13 protein-coding genes are annotated in these 17,751 nt (G+C 42.7%); 5 read left to right on the forward strand and 8 right to left on the reverse strand.

Going from position 1 to position 17,751, the window contains the following annotated elements:
- The 6 genes from MMU05_RS05090 to MMU05_RS05115 form a co-directional block, all read right to left on the reverse strand.
- Nucleotides 1–852: a universal stress protein gene (locus MMU05_RS05090; RefSeq protein WP_241140589.1), complete on the reverse strand. Its 852-nt coding sequence runs from the start codon at nt 850–852 to the stop codon at nt 1–3.
- Between the two features lie 72 nt (nt 853–924).
- Nucleotides 925–1,836, reverse strand: coding sequence for a 1,4-dihydroxy-2-naphthoate polyprenyltransferase (locus MMU05_RS05095; RefSeq protein WP_241140590.1), 912 nt, complete (start codon nt 1,834–1,836; stop codon nt 925–927).
- Between the two features lie 78 nt (nt 1,837–1,914).
- A complete protein-coding gene (locus MMU05_RS05100; RefSeq protein ID WP_241140591.1) occupies nt 1,915–2,496 on the reverse strand; it encodes a glutathione peroxidase in 582 nt (193 codons plus the stop codon).
- Between the two features lies 1 nt (nt 2,497).
- Nucleotides 2,498–4,288, reverse strand: a complete 1,791-nt coding sequence (gene argS / locus MMU05_RS05105) for an arginine--tRNA ligase (RefSeq protein ID WP_241140592.1) — start codon at nt 4,286–4,288, stop codon at nt 2,498–2,500.
- A gap of 86 nt (nt 4,289–4,374) precedes the next feature.
- Nucleotides 4,375–4,755 carry a GxxExxY protein gene (locus tag MMU05_RS05110; RefSeq protein ID WP_241140593.1) on the reverse strand — a complete coding sequence of 127 codons (381 nt, stop codon included), beginning with the start codon at nt 4,753–4,755 and terminating at the stop codon, nt 4,375–4,377.
- 40 nt (nt 4,756–4,795) lie between these two features.
- On the reverse strand, nt 4,796–5,746 hold the full coding sequence (locus MMU05_RS05115; RefSeq protein ID WP_241140594.1) for an arginase: 951 nt from the start codon (nt 5,744–5,746) through the stop codon (nt 4,796–4,798).
- A 230-nt stretch (nt 5,747–5,976) separates the two neighbouring features.
- Between MMU05_RS05115 and MMU05_RS05120 the strand changes: the two genes are divergently transcribed.
- Together MMU05_RS05120 and MMU05_RS05125 are read left to right on the forward strand one after the other, a co-directional pair.
- The gene (locus MMU05_RS05120) at nt 5,977–7,263 is read left to right on the forward strand and encodes an APC family permease (protein WP_241140595.1); all 1,287 of its coding nucleotides are present in this window, start codon (nt 5,977–5,979) and stop codon (nt 7,261–7,263) included.
- A gap of 4 nt (nt 7,264–7,267) precedes the next feature.
- A complete protein-coding gene (locus tag MMU05_RS05125; RefSeq protein WP_241140596.1) occupies nt 7,268–8,416 on the forward strand; it encodes a methionine aminotransferase in 1,149 nt (382 codons plus the stop codon).
- 62 nt (nt 8,417–8,478) lie between these two features.
- On the opposite strand, the gene glgX is transcribed toward MMU05_RS05125, so the two are convergent.
- Nucleotides 8,479–10,587, reverse strand: coding sequence for a glycogen debranching protein GlgX (gene glgX / locus MMU05_RS05130; protein ID WP_241140597.1), 2,109 nt, complete (start codon nt 10,585–10,587; stop codon nt 8,479–8,481).
- Nucleotides 10,588–10,870: 283 nt separating this feature from the next.
- Between glgX and MMU05_RS05135 the strand changes: the two genes are divergently transcribed.
- Nucleotides 10,871–11,356: a hypothetical protein gene (locus MMU05_RS05135; RefSeq protein WP_241140598.1), complete on the forward strand. Its 486-nt coding sequence runs from the start codon at nt 10,871–10,873 to the stop codon at nt 11,354–11,356.
- A 131-nt stretch (nt 11,357–11,487) separates the two neighbouring features.
- Entirely contained in the window at nt 11,488–12,882 is a 1,395-nt protein-coding gene (locus MMU05_RS05140; protein ID WP_241140599.1) for an arginine decarboxylase, read from the forward strand.
- A 131-nt stretch (nt 12,883–13,013) separates the two neighbouring features.
- Here the strand turns inward: MMU05_RS05140 and MMU05_RS05145 are convergent, their stop codons facing one another.
- Nucleotides 13,014–14,111 (reverse strand): alanine racemase, encoded by a 1,098-nt coding sequence (locus MMU05_RS05145; RefSeq protein ID WP_241140600.1) that lies wholly within the window; start codon nt 14,109–14,111, stop codon nt 13,014–13,016.
- A 154-nt stretch (nt 14,112–14,265) separates the two neighbouring features.
- On the opposite strand from MMU05_RS05145, the gene MMU05_RS05150 reads away from it, so the two are divergent.
- Nucleotides 14,266–17,685: a DUF7133 domain-containing protein gene (locus MMU05_RS05150; protein ID WP_241140601.1), complete on the forward strand. Its 3,420-nt coding sequence runs from the start codon at nt 14,266–14,268 to the stop codon at nt 17,683–17,685.
- Nucleotides 17,686–17,751 lie beyond the last annotated feature (66 nt).

Raw genomic sequence — 17,751 nt, forward strand, 5'->3', positions numbered from 1 at the left:
TTATTTTTTTGATTTCATGGTCCACACCGGCCTTTGGGCAGCATTGACCACATCTTCAGCAATACTTCCGCTCAGCAGGTGCAAAAATCCTGTCCTGCCATGCGTAGCCATGGCGATCATGTCGGCATTGACATCATCGGCAAACTCCAGTATACCTTCTTCTTCCGAAGTGCTGTTGTAAACCTGCATGGAAGCTGCATTGATCTCAAAATCTTCTGCAAAGGTTTTCATCTTTTCCATGGAAGTCCTCGTGCTTTCAAACATCGAAGGGGTATTGATTTTGACAAGATGTAGTTCCGCATCGATTGTGTTTATGGCAGCCTTTAGTCTGTCTATTACTTCACTTGGAACGCTGCCAAAGTCACTTGCGAAAATCACTTTACGGATACTGTCTGCCGAGACAGGGCCTTTGATGGTGATGACCGGACAGGAAGCGTGTCTTACCACTTTTTCGGTATTGCTACCGACCAATACTTCCTCCATGCCCGATGAACCTTTGCTCCCCATGATTACAATATCAGCTTTGGCATCGATGATTTCTTTTGAAATTCCTGCAAATGGATTTCCAAAAACCATTTTGGTTTCAAATTTAAAATCGTCGTCTTTGAATTCATCCTCCATCGCAGCCATCTGTTTTTTTCTCTTTTCGATCAGCTCGATCATAAAAATCTGGCTTGATTCGCTGCTAAAGGCACCAACTTCACCATAACTCGAAAAACTCTGTGGCGAGGGCAGTTCGATAATGTGTAAGAGTTCTAATTTGTTTTTTGTCCTTTTTGCCAATTCGATGGCAAATTCAAAAGCATAGTTTGCTTCTTTGGAAAAATCATAAGGAACGAGAATTGTTTTCATGGTATAGGGTGTTTATTGATGCAGGAAATTACAAAATTTACCTCAATCCTTTTACCAACTGATGCTTTTTATCTAAAAAAATAATATTCCAATTCCAAAAACTAAAACCCAAAGCAATGTTGAAATTGCCATTTTTTTCAGATAGGGATCAAGATCTTTCGCTTCAGTTTTGTATGCCACGGATTTGCCGACAGTTGCCATGATAGGAAGCACGGCCAAGGCAATCAGACAGCCATAGGATTGGTTGATAATTGCAAAAAGCACCAAGGATAAATTACCCCCGATTATCAATGCCCAATTGTAAATGACAGCGTTTTTCCTGCCTACACGGACAGGAATGGATTTTTTCCCCGCTAAGGTATCCGCTTTGATATCCCTGATATTATTGATGTTCAACACCGCGGTACTGAAAAATCCCAATGAAACAGCAGGCAAAACAATACTCCAATCAAAGGACAGGGAATGCAGAAAATACGTGCCTAAAACTCCCAATAACCCAAAAAACAAGAAGACTGAAATATCCCCCAATCCCGCATAGCCATAAGGCTTGCTGCCGGAAGTGTAGGTTACCGCTGCGATGATGGCAGCAATACCCAAGCCCAAAAATAGCAAAAACAACTTCCAATCCTGAAGAGCGATGAATAAGAGCACCAATCCTGAGACAAGCGAAAGCGCACCCAAAAGGACCATTGCTTTTTTCATTTCTCCCAAGCTGATGATACCCGACTGCACAGCCCGGATCGGGCCTTCCCGGTCTGCAGAATCCGCACCATGGATGCTGTCTCCATAGTCGTTGGCGAGATTGGATAGAATCTGAAGAAAAACAGTCGTCAGGGCGGCCATCAAAAATACCCAAAAGCGAAATTCCTCTTGGTAGGCTGCAAGAAATGATCCCATTAAAATACTTGACAGAGCCAACGGTAATGTTCTCAACCGGATGGCGTGCATCCAAGCCTGTCTCTTATTGGATAAGGTTATTTCCACTTTTTGATTTTGGATCAAAACTAACAAAAAGACCTGTTTTCGGAAGGAAAACAGGTCTTTTTGTGAAAAATATTTGTGTTATTCAGCAATAAGTTTCAGGATTTCTTCATCCATTGGTTTTACTGAAGAAGCGAAAAACTTCACAAGTTCACCTTTTTCATTGATGAAGTATTTGCAGAAGTTCCATGTAGGTTCTTTGTCATTCCATCCGTTCAAGTCTTTGTCTGAAAGCCATTTGTAAAGGGGAGCTTTGTCATCACCTTTTACGGATATTTTATCCATCATCATAAAGGTGACCCCGAATTTGGAAGAGCAGAATTCTTTGATTTCCTCATTGGTTCCTGGTTCTTGACCGCCAAAATTATTAGCGGGAAAACCGATGATCGTCACCTCATCTCCATGTTCCTGATGAAGTTTCTGGAGGTCTTCGTACTGTTTGGTATAGCCACATTTTGAGGCTACATTCACCAATAGTAGTTTCTTTCCTTTGAATTGGGAGAAATCGACTTCCTGACCATTGATGTCTTTCATTTTAAAATCGTAAAAGGATTTTTCCATAACCATTTCATCTGGTGATACATTGTTGACTGGTTCTTGCTTTTGGATAAAGCCTGTGAAGGCTAAAGCGATGATTGCGAAAGCGAAAAGGATTTTTTTCATATTACATTCTGTCTGGGACTTTAATACCTAGTAACTGCATGCCCTTGCGGATTGTTTTGGCGGTAATGGCAGAAATTGCTATTCTAAAGGATTGGACCTTAGGGTCATTTTCGTGGAAGATCGACAATTCTGCGTAGAATCTATTATATTCTTTAGCCAAGTCAAAAAGATACTGGGCTAATACAGAAGGGGAATATTCTTCTCCTGCTGCTATGATTTTTTTCTCAAATTCATTCAATATCACAATCAGGTCTCTTTCTGCAGGCTCCAATTTATCTAATCCTTCAAATCCCGCACTGCTGTAATCTACTCCGATCTGATCTGCTTTTCGGAGAATGGACGCAATCCTTGCATGGGAATATTGGATAAATGGACCGGTATTTCCCTGGAATTCTATGGATTCCTGAGGGTTGAATAGCATTCTTTTCTTAGGATCGACTTTGAGCAAGAAATATTTCAAAGCTCCCATTCCCAATATTTCATAGAGTTCAGCGGCTTTTTCTGCGCTGAATCCATCAATTTTTCCAAGTTCTTTGGTATGGCTTTCGGCAGTCTCGATCATTTCCTGCATGAGGTCATCTGCATCGACCACAGTCCCTTCACGGGATTTCATCTTTCCGGTAGGCAAATCCACCATCCCATAGGATAAGTGATACAGACCATCTCCATAAGGACGACCCAACTTGCGCATGATCTTGAACAAAACATCAAAATGGTAATCTTGCTCGTTGCCGACTACATAGACCGATTTGTCAAAATGAAAATCCTGGTATTTCAATTCGCAGGTCCCCATGTCCTGGGTGATGTAGACCGAAGTGCCGTCAGACCTCAGAACCAGTTTTTCATCCAAGCCTTCGGCTGACAGATCGACCCAAACTGAACCGTTTTCTTTTTTGAAGAAGACACCTTTTTCCAGTCCTTCATCTACAATGTTTTTTCCTAAAAGGTAAGTGTCTGATTCGTAATAAAATTTATCGAAATCGACTCCCATTTTTTTGTAAGTCCCATCAAATCCCTCATACACCCAACCATTCATGGTTTTCCAAAGGTCTACCACGTCTTTGTCTCCTGCCTCCCAAAGTCTCAGCATTTCCTGAGCTTCGAGCATGAGTGGTGCATTTTTCTTGGCCTGCTCTTCTGTTTGACCTTCGGCAACAAGCTGTTGGATTTCTTTTTTGTATTCCTTGTCAAATATCACATAGTATTTACCTGCCAAATGGTCTCCTTTTAGTCCGCTTGAAGATGGGGTTTCTCCATTGCCGTGGTGTCTGTAAGCCACCATCGACTTGCAGATGTGGATGCCACGGTCATTGACCAGGTTGGCTTTGACTACTTCATAGCCGTTGGCTTTCAGGATTTCAGCAACGGCATAGCCTAGGAAATTATTCCTTAAGTGCCCAAGATGCAGCGGCTTGTTGGTATTGGGGCTGCTATATTCGACCATTACCTTTTTTCCGTTTGCGGGAAGTTGGCCCAAATCAGGATTACTGTAGATCTTCGAAAAAATATCCAACCAAGATGTCTCGCTCACGGAGATATTCAGGAATCCTTTGACGGTGTTGAAAGAAGAGACCACATCACAGTTTGCCACGAGGTATTCCCCGATCTTTGCGCCGGAAGCCTCAGGATTGAGTTTGGTGATTTTCAAAAACGGAAACACCACAAAAGTAAAAGTCCCTTCAAATTCCTTGCGGGTGGGTTGTAGGGCAAGTTCTTCTAAAGTTGCCTGATGACCAAAAAGCTCCAAAAAAGCACGTTGGATAGCGAATGTAATTTCTTTTTCTAAATTCATATTTTTTACCGCAATGGGCGCAAAGGTTTCGCAATGATTTCGCAAAGAACAAGCTTTTAAGATCTATTGATCTTCAAGTCCATTGACTACCCGTTTATTCCGTATTTTAATCTCACTTCATTAAAATTGATTAACAAGCCCAACTTAAATTTTCCAAGTTTGAGGTAATTTAAAATTTGAGCCGCGTGTATATCAGTCAGGCTTTCAACTGATTTAAGTTCTAAAACCAATTTGTTTTCAACCAATAAATCAATTTTGTAACCTACATCTAGTTTAATTTCATCAATAATCAAAGGCATTGGTTTTTCAATTTCAACCTGAAAACCGGCTTGATTTAACTTGAAAAACAAAACCTGTTTATAAGCATTTTCTAGAAGTCCCGGGCCTAATTTAGTATGAACATCATAAGCTATATTGAGAACTTCCCTTGAAAGAAGATTTTCATTAAATGATTCAAACTTTCCCATTGCTTTCCATTGCGATACCTTCGCGTCCTTTGCGGTTAAATCAAAAGTTATCCACCAATGACTTGGTAGTCGCTTCTAGAATGTCAAAGGCGTTTTCGGCCATCAGGTTTTCGGAATCTAGGGTAGGATTCACTTCGACGATTTCCCAACAGCAAACCCGCTTGTCTTTGATCAATTCTGTGTTGAGCTCAAGGGCTTCTTTTACAGTTAATCCATTGGCAACAGGCGTTCCGGTGCCCATAGAGATCGATGAATCCAAGCTGTCTACATCAAAGGAAATGTAGATCTGATCACAATCTCCAAGGATGCTGAGAGCTTCTGCTGCTACTTTTGTAATGCCAAGGTTTCTGACTTCGTCTGTGGTGAAATTTTTGATCCCATATTTTTTGATCAGAAAATCCTCAGGTGCTTCTGTATCCCTTACGGAAATGAAGACAATATCTTCCGCCTTTATTTTTGGTGCGTCGCCGCCGATTTTTTTAATTTTTTCCCAATACTGAACTGTTTCTTCTGCAGGTTGATTGACTTCGCAATCTCTGTTGTCGGTCTGAATGCACATCGCCAAAGGCATCCCGTGCATATTTCCCGATGGGGTGGTGTAAGGGGTGTGGAGGTCTGCATGTGCATCTATCCAGATTACCCCAAGCCGTTTGTCAGGATGCGCAGCTTTTATTCCCATGATGGTGCCTGCGGCTGTGGAATGATCTCCCGCCAATATTATTGGAAAAAGCTTTTCCAATCTCAGCGATTCTATGGTGCTGTAGACATTTTTCAAAACCTGATAGACTCCATCGATGTATTTGGCATTTGGATGTTTGTTTCCTTTCCAAAGAAAATTGTTGGCATCAGGGACATGGATAGGATCGAATCTGGTAAAGAAATCCGAAGTTTTGTCCAAGCTGGCAATTTTGAGCGCATCGATACCAAGGCTTGCGCCTCTTGTTCCGGCGGCAATTTCCGATCGGACCTCGACCAATTTTATATCTCTCATAAAAGGTTTATTTGGGCTTTTCTCAATCTTTATTCAATTGAAGTGGCGCAAAAGTAGTCAAAAAATGGCTCAAAAACCATTTGAACGGATTGATTTGAGAAAGTCCGATCTTCCTAAAACAGGCATTTTCCCGAGGATGAATTTTTGGATCCAAAGGTTTTGGTGTTAATTCAATAATTCTGGTTTATTTCGGAAAATGATTTGAAAAATCAGAAAATCAGGCTTTGTCAATGAGGATCAAAAATAAAATAGGCTGGAAAACTGCTTCAGGTTTGGTGATTGCCAACATGATCGGAACGGGGGTTTTTACCAGTCTGGGTTTTCAGGTCGCAGACAGCCAAAACACCTGGAGCATCATCATCCTGTGGCTGATAGGGGGAATGATGGCATTTATCGGGGCATTTGTCTATGCCGAACTCGGTACGCATTTCAAGCAGTCGGGAGGCGATTATATATTTCTTTCGAGGACCATTCATCCCGCAGCAGGCTATCTCTATGCATGGATATCCCTGACGGTAGGTTTTTCTGCCCCGATAGCCATTGCGGCTATGGCCATGGTGAAATACTGGGAGCCATTGATCGGTTTCCAAAACAGCCAAGCCATTGGCATGGCAGCTATTGTGATGATGGGTTTGTTTCATTCTTTTTCGGTGCATCACTCAGGTCTGGTTAACAATATCCTTACCGGTATCAAGTTGCTATTTGTTTTTGCGCTTTTGGGTTTGGGATTCGGATATGCTACTGTCCTGTCTGAAAGCAGTTTTGATTTCAGTTCTGCATGGAAGGGGGAGATTTTTGCTCCGGGATTTGCAGTTTCACTGATCTATGTTTTTTATGCCTATACAGGATGGAATTCCGCAGCCTACATCGTAGAAGAGATAGACCAACCACGAAAAAACCTTCCTAATGCCTTGATCTCTGCGACCTTTCTCGTGATGTTCGTTTATATATTGCTGCAATTGGTGTTTCTCAAGCACGCGTCTATTGCACAGTTGGAAGGAAAAGTCCAAGTCGCTACGCTGGCATTAGGAAATCTTTTCGGTACACAAGGCGTATTTTGGGTAAGTTTTTTCATTGGAATCCAACTTATTGCCACGATTAGCGGCTATACTTGGGTTGGGCCAAGGATTACCAATGCGATGGCCAAAGAATATGCCTTTTGGAAACCATTGGCAATAGTCAACAAAAACGGGATTCCGGTCAGGGCCATCTGGTTCAATACCGGTGTGAGTCTGTTGTTGATGTTCAGCGGGTCTTTTGAGTCTATCTTGTTGTATGCTGGATTTGTGCTGCAAGTGATGGGTACCTTGACTATCGCTGCATCTCTCAGACTCAAAAGCAGGTCCGGATTCAAAAGTCCTTTCCGGCCTTATCTGCAATACATCTACATTCTTTTTAGCCTTTGGGTGATGGTTTTCATGGTTTATGACCGTCCAAAAGAAAGCCTTTTCGGATTGGGGATAATCTTTGTAGGTTATGTTCTCTTTCTTTTAGACAGAAAAACTCTTCAAATTTGATTGAATGACTCTTTTTTCAAAATTACCCGACGTAGGAACTACCATCTTTACAGTCATGTCGAAGTTGGCGACTGATTGCAATGCCATCAACCTGGCACAAGGCTTTCCGGGCTTTGACTGCTATCCTTATCTCCATGACCTGGTGAATTATTATGTCAGTGAAGGATACAACCAATATGCGCCCATGAGCGGAGTGCCCATTTTTAAGCAGAGGATTGCTGAAAAAACCAGCAGGGTTTACGGCGTGGACTTCAAAGCAGAGTCAGAAGTCACTGTTGTCTCAGGTGCTACAGAAGCCCTTTTTGCCGCCGTGACAGCTGTGGTAAACAAAGGAGATGAGGTGATTTTGCTTGAACCTTGTTATGACAGTTATGCGCCCGCAGTGGTGTTAAATGGAGGAGTGCCGGTGTATGTGTCGCTTAGATTGCCGGATTTTTCTGTTGATTGGGACAAAGTAAAATCTGCCATCACTGACAAAACACGTCTTATCATGGTCAATACACCCCATAATCCCTGCGGCTACGTCTGGACCCAAAAGGATTTGGATACCCTGGCGGAGTTGATTCAGGACAGAGAAATCTATATTGTCAGTGACGAAGTATATGAGCATATCACTTTCGATGGCCGGGAGCATCTGCCCATGTTCAGTCATCCGGTGCTGAAAGAACGAACATTTGCCTGTGGCTCATTCGGAAAGACTTTTCATATCACCGGATGGAAAATCGGCTATTGTCTGGCACCCGAAAAATTGACTGCCGAATTCAGAAAAATCCACCAGTTTTTAACATTCAGCACTGCGACTCCTTTGCAGTACGCTTTGGCTGACTTCATGATGGAACCATCCAGATACCTGCACCTGAATGCATTTTATAACCGAAAGCGGGATCTATTTTGTAGGGGTTTGATGAAAACAGATTTTGAATTTACGCCTGCTCAGGGCAGTTTCTTTCAATTGGTTTCCTACGGCCATCTTTCTCAAGAATCTGACTACGATCTTGCCGTCAGGATGACCAAACAGCTGGGGGTTGCAAGTATCCCGGTTTCCGTTTTTTATCACGATAAAACCGACCACAAAATGCTGAGATTTTGCTTTGCCAAAGAAGATGAGGTTTTGGAAAAAGCATTGGAATTGTTGCAAGGTTCCATATTCTGATTGTTTTGGCTGCCTTGGTTTCAAATCAAAACAAGAATAAAAACGCAATCAAAAGTATCTCTTCAATCTAATTTGGTAAACAAAATAGCGATAGAATGGGACTTGGTTTCGTAGGTTTTTGGAGTGTAGGTACCTGCTTCTGACCATAGACAAATGTCACATGGCCCGTCGAGACTGGTGTCCAACCACCTTTTCCAAAGAACAGTTTTTCCACCGATAGTTTGGGGGATTTCAAACTCTAGGTTTTGGTTGTAGGAATTGATCAGGTAATGCATCGCCATTTTTCCGTTGAGAGACATGATAGTCATGGCTATACTGAGTGAAGTAGGCGACCAATCGGGTTTGTTGAGTTTGACCCCATGCCAATCGATCTTTGAATGGATAAGCAATTCCTTCAGGCTCATGTTGAAGGTGGATTGGGAGGTTTCCCTTAACAGACGTTTTTTGATCAGGATCTTTACAAATCTGAAAATTTCTGCATTTTTTTCTACCAGATCCCAATTGAACCAGGTGAGTTCATTGTCTTGACAATAAGCATTGTTATTGCCCTGTTGGGTGTGGAGGATTTCATCTCCCATCAAAAGCATGGGTGCTCCCAAGGACAATAAGGTGACCGTGAAAAAGTTTTTGATCTGCCGTTTTCGAATTGCCAATACCTCGGGATCGTCAGTCGGCCCTTCGACACCGCAATTCCAGCTGAGATTGTCATTGTGTCCGTCGCGGTTGTTTTCGCCGTTTGCAAAGTTGTGCTTGACATTATAGGAGACAAGGTCATTCAAAGTAAACCCATCATGGCAAGTGACAAAGTTGATGCTTTGCTCCAATTCCCTGTTTTTGGACTCATACATGTCAGGGCTGCCGATCAGACGGGTTACAAAATGACCCACTTTTCCTTTGTCCCCTCTGAGAAAACTGCGGGCATCATCTCTGAATCTCCCGTTCCATTCCTTCCAGCTATCGCCGGTAAAGTTGCCTACCTGATACAGTCCCGAAGCATCCCAAGCCTCAGCTATCAGCTTGGAGCCTGCCAGGATCGGGTCAGATTCGATGTCCCAAAGGATCGGTGCGTTTTCGATGGGATTGCCCTTTTCATCTCTGGATAAAATAGAAGCCAAGTCAAACCTAAAGCCGTCCACATGCATGTCCCGCACCCAAAAGTGCAGACTTGAGATAATCATCTTGCGAACTATTGCCTGGTTGGCATTCAGCGTATTACCTGTTCCTGAATAGTTTTTATACTTGGATCTATCATTGTCCAAGATGTAATAGATACTGTTGTCTATTCCCCTGAAAGTATATGTCGGACCTTCCTCGTGGTTTTCCGATGTATGGTTAAATACCACATCCATGATCACTTCCAATCCTGCGCGGTGAAGGGCTTTGACCATATCCCTGAATTCATCCAACACTTTCAAGGGATTTTCCGGTTCGGTGCTGTATCCCTGATGCGGGGCAAAGAAAGAAATCGGACTGTAACCCCAATAGTTGGATTTGCCCTCAGGGGCATCCTGTACATCAAACTGAAAGACCGGTAGCAGTTCTACGGCAGTGATACCGAGATCGACGAGGTAGGGAATTTTTTCTATCAGCCCTGCAAAAGTTCCTCTTTTGTGTGGGGCAACTCCTGAGTTTGGATTCTTGGTGAATCCGCCGACATGCATTTCGTAAATGACAATGGATGAAAAAGCTTTCCTTGGATGGATATCACCTTCCCAATCATACAATCCCATGTCGACTATAACGCTTTTCAGGGACATGGCATCTGCTTTTCCGAATTTGCTGACTGCTTTCCTGTTAAATTGTTTGGGCATGGATACAGCCTTGGAGTAGGGGTCAAGCAATATTTTGGAAGAATCAAACCGGTGTCCAAGCATGGGTTCGAATGGACCGTGCACGCGGTAACCATAAAGCTGACCCGGCTTAACTCCGGCAACAAAAATATGCCAATAGTGGTAAGTTTTGTTTTTTGAAGCATCCAACCGGAAGGTTTGGATAGGTTCAATATCATCTACATGGTTGAAAAAAAGCAATTCCACCCAAAAGGCATTTTTAGAAAAAAGACAAAAATTGACTCCTTCGGGAGAAAAACTAGGACCTATGGGGAAGCTTTGGCCAACTGAAGTTGAATATGGGGTGATGGGTGTAGACATTGGGTTAATTTGTCTCAGCATGAATTTAGCGCCGAATTAAGCTTGTTTTTAAACGTGAAACAAGCAAATCCCCAATGCTGTTTACAAATACTTAGACATCTTTCTTTGGAGAAAATTTCAGTTGGTATTGAAAGTCTTCCAATTTTACTCACCAAAAATTGATTTCCAGAACCATTAAGGGGAAAGGCAAGAAAAAAATAAAACCCTATAAAAATGATAGGGTAATTAGGATAATTAAAATCCGTCTTTTATATTTGAAGCATGGTTTTGAAAAAACCGCATTCCAATCAAAAATCATTATCCTATGGCATCTCAAATCTCCACCCAACAAGCTCCAATTCAGGAATCATTCACTTTTCAGAGTGTTTCAAAAAGATCTGAAAATCTTACGAATCAGGTAAATCTAACCGAGATGATTATGGCTTGTGATATGGTAGAACTGACAGGAATGGGCTCTTTTGATTTTCCAAATTACCCTGAAGCCAATAAAAGTTTTCAGGTGCTCTATTTCAGGCTTGCTTCAGATTTTGAAAGCCTCAAAGGTTTGTTTAACGGACTGATCAGCATCGGTCAGCCGAATGGTGTGATTCTGGAATTCGAAAAGGAATTGAACACGTACACCTTGAAGTTTTACTCTTCCAATGAACCTGTGGTCTCAAGATATTTTTCAAAAATCACCAAGGTAATCTCTGAAGAAATCAGATTTAAAAAGATCCTCAAAAAAATAATCGAAAACCAAAAATCTTTTGAAGCTGAAGGCCAATTGCTTCGAAACGAGATCTTCGCATAACAGTTCTCTCTATATTAAATTTTATTGTTAAGGGGAAAGTCCATGTGGATTTTCCCCTTTTTTCATTTGATTTGCCGATTTTAAAAGCAAATTTTGTAGTCCGTTTTCAACTTAAACTTCTCCCATTTGAAATGAATAAATACATCGATCTGATCCAACAGACTTTTGACTTTCCCACCAAAGAATTTAAAGTAGAGAACAACGAGCTGCACTTCAACGGTGTCAACCTCATGGAAATCATCAAAACCTATGGGACGCCTTTGAAGCTGACTTACCTTCCGAAGATTTCTGAAAACATTCAAAATGCGAAGACCTTTTTTGGGAATGCGATCGAAAAGCATGACTATAAGGGGAAGTACACCTATTGCTATTGCACCAAGTCGTCACATTTCAGCTTTGTACTGAATGAAGCATTGAAAAACGACATCCATATAGAGACCTCTTCCACTTTTGACATTCCTTTGGTCAGGAATCTTTATGCCCAAGGATTGATTACAAAGGAGACCTTTATCGTATGTAACGGTTTCAAAAGACAGCTTTACAAGCAATATGTCACCGAATTACTCAATGATGGTTTTGTCAATTGTGTTCCCATTTTGGATAACCTTGGAGAGATCGATTATTACTTGGAGCACGTCAAAGTTCCTTTCCAAGTGGGAATCAGGATTGCAGCAGATGAGGAACCAAAATTCGGTTTTTACACCTCAAGATTGGGTGTGAGGTACAATGACATCATTTCTCTTTACGAAGAAAAAATCAAGGACAATCCCAATGTCAGTCTGAAGATGCTTCACTTTTTTCTCAACTCGGGGATCAAGGATACAGCTTACTATTGGTCTGAACTGACCCGATTTATCCAAAAATATGTAGACCTTAAGAAAGTGGCCCCTTCCTTGGATACCATGGATATCGGTGGAGGATGGCCGATCAAAACCAACGTGTTTTTTGACTATGACTACCAATACATGGCGGAGCAGATTGTCAAAAACATAAAATGGATGTGTGCCAAAAATCATACGGATGAACCAAACATTTTCACCGAATTCGGTAGCTATACTGTGGGCGAAAGCGGAGCGGTGCTTTATTCAATTCTGGACGAAAAACTCCAAAATGATAAAGAACTTTGGTATATGATCGATGGCAGTTTCATCACGCAACTGCCTGACAGTTGGGGATTGAACCAAAAATACATCATGCTTGCCGTCAATAATTGGGAAGAAGAATACCACAACATATCTCTCGGCGGGTTGACCTGCGACAGCATGGATTACTATAACTCAGAAGCCCATCAGTTCAACATTTACCTTCCAAAAATCGAAGAAGGTAAAAAACAATACATCGGATTTTTCCATACCGGAGCATATCAGGAATCTCTCGGAGGTTATGGAGGAATACAGCATTGCCTGATTCCGGCACCAAAGCATGTGATTATCGACAGGGAAGCAGATGGCAAGGTCAAGCATTGGCTTTTTGCCCCAGAGCAAACAAGCGATAGCATGATGAAAATACTCGGATATGAAAAATAAAAAAAGGGGTGGTTTGCTGAAAACCACCCCTTTTTTATTTCAATGTATATCGGTCTTCCGACTTCAATCTTCCTTCCCGACTGAAGTAAAATACTGGGGAATTGGCAAAAAATTGTATGTCCCTTGAGTTTTCAACCTTCTGCATGATCGACTTTTTCACCGTTGATTGTCATATAACTTCTCATACAATCCGCTGTCATGCAGCTGTGAATAGGAAGAATTCCGATAAGATCTCCCACTTTAACTTTGGAGAGTAATTCGTCAGATGCCTTGATGATGCCGTGCTCCTGCGAAATACTTTTCAAAAATGAGCGCTGGGAAGGGATTTTCCATCCTTTTTCTGTCAGGTAGACCACCTCACCAAAATTCTTTCCGCCGTCCGCTTCAGTCAGTACATCTTTGGCAAGGTGCACACCACCACCGTGGATCAGGATTTCTTTTCTTTCTTTTTTGACATCGACTACAGGCACTGCCAAGGCCACCGCAACATCTTCTCTCGCACAACTTCCCAATGCCACCTGCATCATGTCATAAAACACAAAGTTACCGGGTCCAAGCTCATCAATATCTCCGAAATCTTCTATCACTGAACATCCTGGTGTATCCCCTGTCCTTGTAACAAGTTCCGGATATTCCGACCTGTATTTACTTTTCAGCATCCTCAGGGCAGCCCTGGTCTGCTCATAGATTTTGGGAATGTCTTTTTCATAGTAGGAGTGCCCGGCATGCAGGTAAAATCCCTTGAATTTGAGTTTGTCTGTGCTTTTGGCAATTCTCATGATAGATTCCATCAGTCCAAAGTCTGAAACTTCCACCCCTGTCCGTCCGTACCCGGCGTCGATTTCGATAAAAAAGCCGACCGGATTTTCAAGCTCTTTCGCAAGTTTTTCTGTCGTAGCTTCGTTGATAAGCTGGACTGAAAGAGACTGGGTTTTTGCAAGATCACTCAGTGTTTTTACTTCCAAGGGATTGAAAGGAAAAGCGATATGGATATTGTCCCATCCCTGCCCGCAAAAGTAAGCCGCCATTTTGATGGAGGAAACCGTGATTTCTCTGATGCCATATTCCATCGCCCATTTTCCAACAAGATGGGATTGAGGGGTTTTGAAGTGGGGAACGAGCTTTTTACCATGTCTTTTGGCCCTATCTGCCATTACCTGAAGATTGTGGCGGCAGATTTTTTCATCAAGCAAAAGGGTGGGTGAGGTGATACCGGAAAGAACAGACATGGGATTGATGGTTTTTGATTGGGATTTGAAAGTAGGGAAAATGCCCCAATCAAAAAATATTTCCCACAGCCGATCATCAAAATAATAGGAATGAACCTGACATTTTTGGTAAATTATGGCCTGTTTTAAAACCTATAATTCCCCATCCCAACCCATGAGAACCGACACCCTTTTTAAAGGTATTTTCCTTTCAAGTTTTCTGATAATATCCATTCTCTTTTCCTGCAAAGAAAAGGAAACAGCACCTGTAGATCTTCAGATCACCCAATATGACCATGAAGTGGTAAAAAAACAAGCTGCAGAAATTGAGGCGACGGTGACCCCTACCTTGTCTGAGGGGCTTTCTTTGAAGCTTTGGGCGGTGGATTCCATGATTATCGATCCTGTTTCCATAAAGGTAACAGATGATGGGACCTTGTATTATGTAAGTTCTGAGCGCTTAGGGCAGTCAGAATTTGACATCCGTGGTCATCAAGATTGGGAAATACAGTCCATCAGTTGGCAAAGCGTAGCCGATAGAAAGGCATTTTTGAGGAAAGAGTTTGCACCTGAAAGGAGTGAGGAAAACAATTGGCTAAAGGATTTGAACGGTGATGGATCCTATGATTGGAAGGATCTGGCGGTGGAAAAAGAAAGTGTTTATAAGATAAAAGATACCAATGGAGATGGTTTGGCTGATTGGTCTCAGCGGATTGTATACGATTTTCATGAGGAAGAAACAGATTTGGCTTTGGCAGTTACAGTCCATGAAAATGATGTTTTTATGGGTGTTGCCCCTGATTTTTGGAGACTACAGGATACCAATGGAGATGGCTTGATGGATAAGAAAACTTCCATTTCTCATGGATACGGAGTCCACGTCGGATTTGGTTCGCATGGGATGTCGGGCGCCAAAGTCGGACCTGACGGAAGGATTTATTGGGCTATTGGCGATATCGGATTTCACGGAACCGACCAGGACGGAGTTGAGTGGAATTATCCCAACAGGGGAGTTGTCGTCCGATCAAATCCTGACGGAAGCGACTTTGAAGTGTTTGCGATGGGTGTAAGAAATACCCATGAGTTTACTTGGGATGAATATAACAACTTGATTTCAGTCGACAATGACGGAGACCACAGGGGAGAAAGTGAGCGATTGGTTTATTTGGTCAACGGATCTGACACCGGATGGAGGATCAATTGGCAGTTTGGAAAATACCGTGACCCGGACAACAATACTTACAAAGTCTGGATGGACGAAAACATGTACAAGCCAAGACACGAAGGTCAGGCAGCATACATTACGCCTTGTATCATCAATTATGTCAATGGTCCTACCGGAATGATTTATAACCCGGGAACTGCCTTGGGAGAAAGATGGAAGCAGCACTTTTTTGTGGTCGAATTCGTAGGAAATCCTGCCCGCTCCGGAATCCATGCTTTTCAGCTGAAGCCTCAGGGGGCAACTTTTGAGCTTGCCAAAACAGAATTGATCCAGACGGGAATGCTTCCAACCGGTATTGATTTTGGACCTGATGGAGCACTGTATGTGGCCGATTGGATCAATGGTTGGGGCAAAAAAAATTATGGACGTATCTGGAAGCTTGATGATACTGAAGGTCAAAATTGGGCAGCACGAAAAGAAACCCAACGTTTGATCACTTTGGACTATTCCAAAATGTCAGAGGAGGAATTGGAAGGACATCTCTATTATGAGGATGACAGGATCAGACGGAAAGCCCAGTTTGAGCTAGCCAAAAGAGAAGAAAAGGGTGCCAAAGTATTCGAAAAGGTGATGAATCAGAAGGCCAATCAGATAGCAAGGATACATGCCATCGTCGGTATGAGTCAGATAGCGAGGATGGAGGATATGAAATTTGCGAAGCCATTGATCCCATTGCTAAAAGACACTGATCCCGAGATCCGTGCCCAAGCTGCCAAATGGATCGGTGATATCAAATACAAAGACGCAGGAGAATTTTTATTGGCTCTTTTGGTAGATGAATATCCAAGAGCCAGGTTTTTTGGTGCCGAGGCCATAGGCAGAATCGGTTACACGCCTGCATTTACTTCTTTGGTGGGATTGCTGGACACCAACGATAATGAGGATGCCTATATCCGACATGCTGCTTCTTTGGCATTGGCCAGATTGAACCAGGCTGATGAGTTGGTAGCACTCTCCACAGAACCTAGCAATGCCATCCGTTTGGGTGCTGTATTGGCGTTGAGGAGATTGAGTCATCCCGGAATCCAACAATTTTTGAAGGATCCCGATGAATACATCGTAACCGAGGCGGCCAGGGCGATCAATGATGATTTTTCTATAGTAGGTGCACTTCCGGCTTTGGGTGACCTGTTGGTTACTACAAAATTTTCGAATGAACCGCTGATAAGGAGGGCTATCAGTGCCAACTTAAGGGTAGGTACAGAAAAGTCCATGCAAAATCTTCTTGCTTACATTTCCAAACCAGGAGCGCCTTTGGTGCTGAGACAGGAAGCCATTGATGCTTTGGGTACTTGGACCAAGCCTTCGGTTTTGGACAGGGTAGACGGAAGGTTCCGAGGAGAAGTGACACGCGACGGCGCCTTGGTAAGGACAGCAGCTGCCGCACCTTTGCTTCAAATGTTGAAGGAAAAGGAAAACGGTCTTAAGATTTCAGCGATCAATGCGATCGGAAGGCTTGGAATTCAGGATGGTTCGGATGAGCTTTTGGCTTTGATCCAAACTGACAAATCTCCTGAAGTCCGGGTAGCATCCATTCAGTCACTTGCCAAAATGAATGCTCCTAACACCGCTTTGGGAATAGAAAAGGCCATTGCCGATGCTGACAAATCAGTAAGGGTAGCGGGCCTCAATCTTCTTGAACAGTTGGATCTTGACAAGGAATTGAAAGCGAAACTTTTGAATGAAATCATAGAAAAAAGAACCACTGAAGAAAAGCAGGCTGCTTTGGTGGCTTTGGGGAAATTGCCCGTTGAAAATACCAAGTCTATTTTTGATGGCCTATTTGCACAGATGGCATCAGGAAAACTACCAACAGACATCTTATTGGAACTCTCTGAATCTGTGGATCTATCCAAAGACTCAACCTTAGCACAAGGGTACCAAAAAGCTGCCGATCAGCTTTGGAAAGGGGATATCTTGGCCTCTTACCAAAGCAGTCTCAACGGCGGGGATGAAATCAAAGGAAGGGGAATATTCTTCCAATCACAGACCGGTCAGTGTATGCGCTGCCATGCGTATGACGACATGGGCGGAAATGTAGGCCCGATGATCAATGGTGTTGGGAGAAAGCTAAGCAGACAGGAAATATTGGAATCGCTTATTGATCCAAGCAAAAGAATAGCTCCGGGATACGGAATCGTCATGCTGGAATTGAACAACGGCAAGGCGTTAAACGGTGTATTGGAGAAGGAAACGAATACTTCCCTTTTGGTCCAAATGGGCAACCAACCCGATACCCTCATCCAAAAGAAAGACATCAAAAGCCAAAAAATGGGAGCTTCCTCCATGCCGGATATGAAAGCAGTCCTGAGTCGAAGAGAAATCAGGGATTTGGTGAGTTACCTCGTCACTTTGAAGGAAGATTTTTGAAAAGGGTAGGTACTATATTTCTGATTTCAATCCTTGTCTTTACCGGGATAAGTGTAGGATTGATTT

Origin of the sequence: Cognataquiflexum rubidum (assembly GCF_022538115.1) — a bacterium.
In the GTDB taxonomy this organism is placed as follows: Bacteria; Bacteroidota; Bacteroidia; order Cytophagales; family Cyclobacteriaceae; genus Cognataquiflexum; species Cognataquiflexum rubidum.

Excerpts from the sequence above, each read along its gene's own strand:
- MMU05_RS05090 (WP_241140589.1), bottom strand. The coding sequence starts at position 852 with ATGAAAACAATTCTCGTTCCTTATGATTTTTCCAAAGAAGCAAACTAT.
- MMU05_RS05100 (WP_241140591.1), bottom strand. The coding sequence starts at position 2,496 with ATGAAAAAAATCCTTTTCGCTTTCGCAATCATCGCTTTAGCCTTCACA.
- argS (WP_241140592.1), bottom strand. The coding sequence starts at position 4,288 with ATGAATTTAGAAAAAGAAATTACATTCGCTATCCAACGTGCTTTTTTG.
- MMU05_RS05110 (WP_241140593.1), bottom strand. The coding sequence starts at position 4,755 with ATGGGAAAGTTTGAATCATTTAATGAAAATCTTCTTTCAAGGGAAGTT.
- MMU05_RS05115 (WP_241140594.1), bottom strand. The coding sequence starts at position 5,746 with ATGAGAGATATAAAATTGGTCGAGGTCCGATCGGAAATTGCCGCCGGA.
- MMU05_RS05120 (WP_241140595.1), top strand. The coding sequence starts at position 5,977 with ATGAGGATCAAAAATAAAATAGGCTGGAAAACTGCTTCAGGTTTGGTG.
- MMU05_RS05125 (WP_241140596.1), top strand. The coding sequence starts at position 7,268 with ATGACTCTTTTTTCAAAATTACCCGACGTAGGAACTACCATCTTTACA.
- glgX (WP_241140597.1), bottom strand. The coding sequence starts at position 10,587 with ATGCTGAGACAAATTAACCCAATGTCTACACCCATCACCCCATATTCA.
- MMU05_RS05135 (WP_241140598.1), top strand. The coding sequence starts at position 10,871 with ATGGCATCTCAAATCTCCACCCAACAAGCTCCAATTCAGGAATCATTC.
- MMU05_RS05140 (WP_241140599.1), top strand. The coding sequence starts at position 11,488 with ATGAATAAATACATCGATCTGATCCAACAGACTTTTGACTTTCCCACC.
- MMU05_RS05145 (WP_241140600.1), bottom strand. The coding sequence starts at position 14,111 with ATGTCTGTTCTTTCCGGTATCACCTCACCCACCCTTTTGCTTGATGAA.
- MMU05_RS05150 (WP_241140601.1), top strand. The coding sequence starts at position 14,266 with ATGAGAACCGACACCCTTTTTAAAGGTATTTTCCTTTCAAGTTTTCTG.